Below are 8,721 nucleotides of genomic sequence, written 5' to 3' on the forward strand. Positions count from 1 at the left end.
GCATTATACTGTCCCGGCACAATATTTTGTACGGCTATATTCATGTCCTTCCTCGTGTTGACCTGATAATACATTATCAAACAAAGCACGATCACCACAGATGCCGCCACACTCATTCCCCACATCCAACGCCGTTTCCTCTCTACACGCCACCGTCCTTGTACACGCTTTTCAAACATCTCCCATGCATCCTGAATTTTTCCTACCGCAACTTCCTGCATATTCTCTTCCTGATATATTCTCTGCATCCGCTCGTAGTATTCCCGATGTTCCCATCCCTCTTTTAGCCATGCATCAAAACGTTCCTCCTCCACCGCAGAAAGCTTTCCTTTAATCTTTCGGTAAATTAATTTAGCCGGTATAGTTTTATCTTCCATAATTCCAGTCTTAAAAACATACCTATAACGGACAGCCATTTATTTTGTGTGACAAGAATTTCAATTTTTTTCCGAATAATATGAAAAATGTTTTTGGAAAGACTTCATCCATCCCTCGTAATACTTGTAAACAAGTCTCACCGATGTCTCGTTAATACTTTCATTCAATTTCAAGACAAAATCAAATAAAAATCCATTGTCTGCATCGTTAACCTATCGTTGACCTATCGTTAACCTATCGTTGACCTATCGTTAACCTATCGTTGACCTCTTAACGAGACACTAAAGAAACTATAACGTAAATATCCTGCAAATATCCCGGATAACATGAACGAATTCGGCTATTTATTTTTCAGAAACATGAAAAATAAAACAGAAGAATCGACCTCTTCCGAGAGAATATCCCGCAATTTCTTATATCCTCTGGACACCTGTGTACGAATCGTATTAATCGTGATTCCTAATTCTTCTGCAATTTCTTGATATTTCTTCCCCTCCAACACGTTCAACTTAATAATCAACCTACATTGTTCCGGCAAACTCTCTATAGCTAAATTCACTTTAGCGTACACTTGTTCGTCAATCTCTTCATCTATATCCGGGATACTAATCATCGCTTCTGCCATCAGAAACTTATACTTATCCTCCACTTGCAGGTGACGCAGATAATCAACCGCAGCATTACGGGCAACTCGATAAAACCATGATTTTAGCAGAAAATCATCAGGCAGGGAAGAACTACTTTCAAATAACTTAAAGAAAATATCTTGTACAATATCTTTTGCAACATCCTCATTACCAATATGACGCACAACAAACATAACAAGTGGCTGATAGTATTTTTTAAATACGACCTCATAAGTTCGGGTGTCTCGTTTCCGTAACCCCGAAATATATGACCGATCTTCATCCAAATTCATTTCCAACTTCTTACGTCTTAATTGATCTACAATTTATCAAGCAATAAACGAACGTTTAATGCATCTTAAAATTGCATGGAGTAGGAAAATAGTTAAATATGATAATTCTTTGGTGTTGAGATATATGAAAGATATGAAATTATTGACCAACAATCAATATTGCTATACTGCGAAAATTTTATTAAACGTTCGTTTATTGATCTTCAAAAATATAAAATAATTCAAACAGACCAACCACTTATCGCCATTTTTCATATACCTACTTGAAAGCACACTTTTTCGCTCCTTTTTTTGTCTTCCTCCCTACCCAAGCTTACATCCTACTATTATCCCTCCCATTTCCCTTCGTCATCTCTTCATTCCTATAGAAGCCAGTTTCAACGATAGGATAACGAACACATAGCGACAAGATGTAAGCTATAACATTGATTATAACAACATTTACCCAAAAATAAGTTAACCTACTAAATATTTTTCCTCACGCCAGATGCGGGTATTTCCAACCGATGAACAACCATTATCATCCCCAGTAAGTCCCTTAAAGACGAGACAAAGACAAGATACAAACGAGATACAAACGACTTATCTCGTCTTCATCACCTTCATGCATCCTAAAAGTCCTCCCCGTTTCTATCTATATCCCTACATAATCAAGACTTAAACGGTTTCTTTCAATATACTATAGTAGCACTTGTTATTTCTCAAATAGCAAAAAGCAATTCCTTGTCCTAAGACATAAAAAAAGTGATCCGGGGAATCCCGGACCACCCAACCACCACACGGTCCATCCAAAAAGCAACATTCAACCCTACATCTGCTTTTCCAACTCGTCAAAATAATAGGTCACGTAGTTTACATTCTCCTGTATTTTCAGATTTGGAACAACAGTCCTCCCCACCTGTATAAATTCTCTCAACGCCGCTTTATCCTCTTGGGTACGAAAATAGACCGATACGGGCATTACCATCATCATCACGTCAGCATCAGAGAAAACTGGAAATGCCTTTTTACTGATTTTCAACAATTCACTGGTATTCTTTTCCTTGTAAGCATTAGCCAAGCTCACGTACGCTAACAATCGTTTTTTATCATCCGTTTTCAACATCCGAATCACTTTCCCGATCTCCTGTACATCAGCAAATGTTGTTTTCGTGTCACGCCCCCAAACAATGGATGACAAAACACCCGTGTAAAGCATCCCTAAACGTCGGTCAACCTTTTCCTGTCCTACCTGTTGACTGAATTGTTTTCTATGCGCCAGTAAAAACCGATAATTCTCAGAATGAAACGGAGCCAAATCATTATTATCAAACAAAATCCAACACGTGGAGTCAATCTTCTCAATATCCGTCAACTGCCCGGATAAAATTCCGGCAACCTCTCTCAACCGGCGAACCTCACTCGCATCCGACAAAGCCCGTAAGTACTTCAACAAAAAATCCTTATCCCGCTCGCCTTGTTCATAGCGAACGGCTAATGTTCCCACGGTCTCCGTCTGTTTCATGGAATGTTCTACCCGTTGAATAATTCCATCAACATCCGTCCCGCCAACCAACTTATCATGCACCACACCATCCGGCCGAATCAACACGAAGGTCGGATACGCCCCGATACCAAGTTTTTTTGCCAACTCTGGGCCTTCCCCCTTCTCCATGTCATACTTCACGTTCACGAAACGGGAGTTAAAAAACACTCCCGCTTTCGCTAGCGTAAAAACTTGTTCTGCCATCACCTTACAGGGACCACACCAGGAAGTGTAGGCATCCAAGAAAATCCACCGATTTTCTTCCTTCGCTTTCTGCAAGGCCTCCTTGAAAGTAAGCGATTCGAACCTTACCCCCTCTTGCGCCCGCAGTAAGGTGAGGGACAAACAACACAACAACATTAAAATTACCTTTTTCATTCACTGAAAATTAAAGAATTAATCTTCTACAGGTAATGTAGCTTTATACTTGTCAAATTCCGTCCGGTACTTATTCCCGGAAACCTGAATATCCCAACCGTACTCTTTGAAATACTTAATTATAATCTCATATTTCAACGCTCTCGACTTGCTATTATCCAAGTAATCTTTCTTGATATTCTCGTATGACTCCATCACGAGTAAACGTAACCATTCCGAAAAATCACTCTCAAAAGAACGAGAACTTCCCCCAGTAATATATCCCCCGTTACGGCATAATTCATTCACGGCATTCCGATACTTGATCACGTAAGAACGGCTGTTTACTTCATCCTCGTCTTCATCATCCGCATCCGGATTTTCCTTTTTCCATGCTTCCTCGTCTTTATCGTACTCGTTACCCAATTTCTCGTAAGCCTCTCCATCATCATAAGCCTTACCACCAGCCACGAATTCTTTTAAGGGTTCCTCCATACGAGCCACGATCATCGAACCCAATTTTTTCCACACCTCAGCCGTCAACACGGAATCTTGATAATAATGGTTCACCGGATCTGTCACCGGAATAGCGCCATCCGTGGTATTGGGCCACATCAAGATCAACCGACTGCGTCCCAACGCTTTCACGGGATAAATCCAGTAAAGAGAACCATATTGTTTCACGTAGAAAAACTCCAACGGGAAAAACGAATTGGCATACTCTTTAGATACATTACTTAGCAACGCTTCTGAATAATTTAATACTTCCGGAATCTTTTCTTCCTCCAAATTCTCCGCTCCACGCATGGCAACAAGAGCATCTTCAGCCAAAATAGAATTCGTCAGCTCGTCAATACTGTTAAAATAAGTACGAACCCAAACCCCATAATCATTATACATCGCTTTTACACGAGGATCTGCATTCTCATCCGGGGAAAACATCTCGACAATCCCCAAATCTTCCGTCGGAGACAATTTACTCTCCTTGTCACAACTACTTAAAAATAACACGAGAGCGATCAACAGTAAATATATATTTCCAGCTTTTATCATGATATTCTATATTTATAAATATTAAACCAACTGTTTATCTAGGATTCAACGGCATATTAGGACTATTCAACTGTTCCGATTCCGGAATTTGCAACACGTAGCGTAAATCCCCCTGTTCCAAGGTATACACCTGTCCGTTCTCGTATGCATGTTGAATTCTCGGTTTCCCTAATCGCCTTAAATCAAGCCAACGCATTCCACAATCAAACGCTAACTCAACCCGACGTTCTTCCAATACTCTTTGCAAGACAGTCTCATCCGTGAAATCAGCTTTATCCAAAGCGACATAATTATCCTTCTTGATACGGGTCACCAAAAGCCGATTCAGATCAGCAATAGCCAAATCCTTCTCTCCAGTCCGAGCGTATGCCTCCGCACGAGTCACATAAGCCTCACTCAATTTTAACCCGATATAATAGCAATCACTCTGTTGAGTAGCAAACATCCGATACACGGTCGGTCCTAATTCCACGTAATCAGCACTCTCCGGATCAGCATTCGATTCGAATATATACCGTCTGTAATCAATCACATTCGGATCACGTTTACAAAGTTTTAATAATTCTTCCGTTGGCTTAAAGCGAGTTTTACCATAATAGTAGGGATTTTGATTAGCGATGCCCCCCACGAAAAACAATACTTCATTCCGGTAATCGGTATCTATGAACCCGTAAGTATAACTAAATGCGTTCGAGATTTTGTCCAACCCATCTAAATAAGACTGGATCTCGTTCATATCAAACAAAGCCTTGGCATCAATCACATACGAAGCCGCCTCAATTGCCTCTTCATATTTATTCATGAACAAATAAACACGAGCTTTAAAAGCCTGCAAGGCAATGTAATCAAAACGATACTTACTCTTACTTTCCTTGCCTTGTAAATCTTTGGTGGCCTCATCCAAGTCTTTCTCAATTTGTTCCCATACTTTACCTACCGGAACACGAACGTTATTCTGTGTATTCTGATGCACATCCGTTGCACTCAATGGCATCGGAACACCCGGTTTCTCCAGATTTTCCGTGGCATAATTCTCAGCGTAAAGATTCACCAGATAAAAATAACAATAGGCACGCAAAGCATAAGCCTCTCCTCTCACCGTTTCAAATAAATTCTTTTCTTCGGCAGAGGGTGTTTTCCCGGCGAATTCATCCAACACCGTGTTGGCATAAAATATAGACTGATACAACTGTTTCCAGTAACCATCCTCGGCCCCGTTATATTGGTGCGTTGCCGCCCAGATAAACCACGGTTCGTATGATTTCGTCACGGCTGCTGAAGCATTCAGGTTTGCATACACGTTATCAGTCGCCAAATCGGTATTAATAAAGAAATTCGACCGCGGGTATCCACCCAATAAAACAGATTCGAAATCTTCCACGCTAACCGGTAACATACTGTTTACCGGTTTTATATCTAGTAAATCACAACTACTAAACAATGTAAGTAGTATCAACACGTGAGTATATAATATCTTTTTCATAATCAATAACATTAAAATTGTACAGATAGCGAGAACGAGTATGTACGAGATAATGGCAAATACGTATTCCCGAAAGAAACATTAGCATTACTCGTTGATCCATATTTCATGACAGCTCCCGTTGCCTCCGGATCTTGGCCTTTTAATCTCGAATTTTTCCACACGTGCAAGTTATTTCCTTGTAACATAAAACGAATATTCTGAATACCTAAATCCCGAAGTTTCTTCAAATTCAAGTCATAACTCAAAGAGAGATTCTGTAACCGCACGAAATCGCCCTTCACAGTTCTCAAATCACTGTTATTATACATCGTCCCGTTTGACGGGTAGGGATAGAAAACAGCATCATCAAACTCGTTAGCTTCTAATCTCGGGACGTCAGTAAACTTCTCGTCACCCGGTTTTCTCCATCTGGAAGCCCACTCTTTCGACATGTTCTGTGTTGCTTCCGGGTAAGCAAAAGCCTGTCCGTCCGTCATGTTCCGTAAACGAATCACGTTTCCAAAGTTTCCAACTAACAGCACGGACAACGTCACATTCTTATACATAAACGTGTTGGTAAAACCACCTTGAACCAAAGGCATCGTCGTACCGGAATACTCCAATCCTTCAACATTATTCATCCCCTTCAGAACTTTCTCCCCTTTCTCGTTATAGAACTGGGCACGTCCCTCCTCATTCAATCCGGCATATTTATATGACCACAACCCGTTAATCGGCTTACCCACGATAGCGGCAGACGCATAATCCGTTCTCTGAGCATTAGTCATAGAACTATATGTCGGTGTTGAATACGCATCCAAAATTTCATTATAGTTATAACCGAAATTAAAATTAGAGGTCCAACGGAATCCGCCCGTATCAAGATTTACCGTGTTCAAAGAAAGCTCCCAACCGGTATTCTTCATGGATGCCCAGTTTACAGAAACTGACGGGAATCCGGATACCAACGATACTTGTTTACTTCCAAGTAAATCAACTCCTTTTTTGTAGTAATATTCCAACGTACCGGCTATTCTACGATTAAATAGTCCGAATTCCAAAGCCAAGTTAGTGGAATAGTTCTTTTCCCATTTCAAATTCGGATTCTTCGGGGCAGAAATGACCAAATAATTTTCGTTCTTAATGGCATCGATCGTACCCACTTTCGCTACTAAATCAGAATAAGCATCTGCCACGTTTCCCTGACTACCGTAAGAACCTTTCAAGGTTAAATAAGTCAACCATTTCACGTCTCTCAAGAAGTTTTCTTCCTTCACCTGGTAATTAAACCCAACAGACCAAAGCGGTTGGAAAAGGTCATTTGTTTTCATTCCGAAACGATTAGAACCATCTGTACGAGCATTGAAACTAATCGTGTAGCGATTCTTATACGTGTAACCGGCCACCCCGAACCAGGAAACAGCCGCCGTTTCATTCAGGTTCTCAGTCCAGTAAGGAACACCTAATTTTGCCATCAAATCCAATTGCAGAATTTGTTGATGTCCCCGATCATGAGCATAACCGTAAATTTGAGTAGTCTCTTCCTCATATTTAGAAGTCCGTATTTCCTGACCGACCATCACATCGAAACGGTGATCTTCGTTGATAACGGGCATATATGAAATCTGGTTACGGAAAGTGATAGAACTATTATTCGTTCCCTTACTCTGACGATACCCGCCATCGTGCCATACCGGTTCGAAAGTGGTATTATCATACATATCTTTCTGACGGGCACGAACAAAATAACTATCCTCTGTTGCAACATCCACATCAGTCGTGTTCGATTTAGAGAAAGAGAATAAACTGCTGAACGTCAAATCCGGCAATATCTTCCATTCGATATCCACGGTTCCCTTCAACCCGAAACTTTTGGATCGTCTCCAAGCTTGCTCCCGATTTTCCAAGAAGTTAAATTTCAAATCATTATAATACATGTAATTGAAATTACCATTCTCATCATAAGCATTATGAGCCCGGGTCGTGTAGATCGCCCATTCGTAAGGATTTTCACGTGAATCGGACGCGAAGAAACTCTTGTTATTACGCATATTCACGTCCAACATTCCCCCGATTCTCAAATTATGTCTTAACTTGGTGAACACCTTTGCTGCCATTGTATAGGTATCCATTCCCACGCTTTTAGCAGTTGCCTGCTCATCCATATAACTACCGGAAAGATAGAATGTCGTGGTTTCCGATCCCCCGGAAATACTAATACTGTGACGATGGGTTATCGAATTTCGGAAAAGATATTTAAACCAATCCGTATTCACGGTTTCCAACTGATTCACTCTATCCTGGAATTGTTCCCAACTCATCTTATGATCATGTACATCTATAAAATAACGTTCAAAATCGGAAACAGTACCATATTGGCCGGCACTATTGGAAGAGGCCTTTAACAACCCTTTTTCCAACATCTCCATGTTCACGTCAATACGTTCCTTGGAATTCATCATGTAAGCATCTTTCAATTTCGGACGCATACCGATCGTGATACTCCCGTTGTAAGTCACCCTAGTTTTACCAGCCGTACCTTTTTTAGAGGTGATCACGATAACACCATTAGCAGCCCGCGTCCCGTAAATAGCAGTTGCCGCGGCATCTTTCAAAACGTTGATCGATTCAATATCATCCACATTCACGCCTCCGATACCGGATGCGATCAAATTTCTATTGTTCAGAAGATCATCGACATTAGCATCCACCGGATCTTCAAGAATAATTCCATCAACCACCCATAACGGTTGAACGTTACCACTAATCGTGGATGTTCCCCGGATTCGTATTTGTGGAACGGCTCCCGGAGCCCCTGAAGTACTCACGATCGTCATACCCGGTACCTGCCCTTGTAATAATTTATCAATACTCGGCTGATTCACCATACGCAAACGGTCCATATCCACCGTGGTAATTGAAGACGTCAACTTACGACGTTCGATTTTCTGGTAACCGGTCACTACCACCTCTTCCATTTCACTCACATCCTCTTCCAACACCACGTTGATCTCCTTCTGTCCC

6 protein-coding genes are annotated in these 8,721 nt (G+C 41.1%); all 6 read right to left on the bottom strand.

The genetic code is table 11. The features are described from left to right. Positions 1 to 377 (bottom strand): hypothetical protein (locus AB5542_RS20510; protein WP_368243409.1); only part of this gene is annotated, 377 nt, incomplete at its 3' end. A gap of 341 nt (positions 378 to 718) precedes the next feature. Continuing rightward, the gene (locus tag AB5542_RS20515) at positions 719 to 1,297 is read right to left on the bottom strand and encodes an RNA polymerase sigma factor (RefSeq protein ID WP_118304912.1); all 579 of its coding nucleotides are present in this window, start codon (positions 1,295 to 1,297) and stop codon (positions 719 to 721) included. Between the two features lie 808 nt (positions 1,298 to 2,105). Further along, complete coding sequence (locus AB5542_RS20520; RefSeq protein WP_279040581.1) at positions 2,106 to 3,200, bottom strand: thioredoxin family protein; 1,095 nt, start codon at positions 3,198 to 3,200, stop codon at positions 2,106 to 2,108. A gap of 18 nt (positions 3,201 to 3,218) precedes the next feature. Continuing rightward, a complete protein-coding gene (locus AB5542_RS20525) occupies positions 3,219 to 4,232 on the bottom strand; it encodes a hypothetical protein (protein WP_279040583.1) in 1,014 nt (337 codons plus the stop codon). A 34-nt stretch (positions 4,233 to 4,266) separates the two neighbouring features. After that, entirely contained in the window at positions 4,267 to 5,715 is a 1,449-nt protein-coding gene (locus AB5542_RS20530) for a RagB/SusD family nutrient uptake outer membrane protein (protein WP_279040585.1), read from the bottom strand. 11 nt (positions 5,716 to 5,726) lie between these two features. Further along, on the bottom strand, positions 5,727 to 8,721 hold a 2,995-nt coding region (locus AB5542_RS20535; RefSeq protein WP_368243411.1), incomplete at its 5' end, for a SusC/RagA family TonB-linked outer membrane protein.

Source organism: Butyricimonas sp. RTP31003st1_G1_RTP31003_210430 (assembly GCF_040920905.1).
In the GTDB taxonomy this organism is placed as follows: Bacteria; Bacteroidota; Bacteroidia; order Bacteroidales; family Marinifilaceae; genus Butyricimonas; species Butyricimonas paravirosa.

Coding starts and splice junctions, on each gene's coding strand:
- AB5542_RS20515 (WP_118304912.1), bottom strand. CDS start 1,297: ATGAATTTGGATGAAGATCGGTCATATATTTCGGGGTTACGGAAACGA.
- AB5542_RS20520 (WP_279040581.1), bottom strand. CDS start 3,200: ATGAAAAAGGTAATTTTAATGTTGTTGTGTTGTTTGTCCCTCACCTTA.
- AB5542_RS20525 (WP_279040583.1), bottom strand. CDS start 4,232: ATGATAAAAGCTGGAAATATATATTTACTGTTGATCGCTCTCGTGTTA.
- AB5542_RS20530 (WP_279040585.1), bottom strand. CDS start 5,715: ATGAAAAAGATATTATATACTCACGTGTTGATACTACTTACATTGTTT.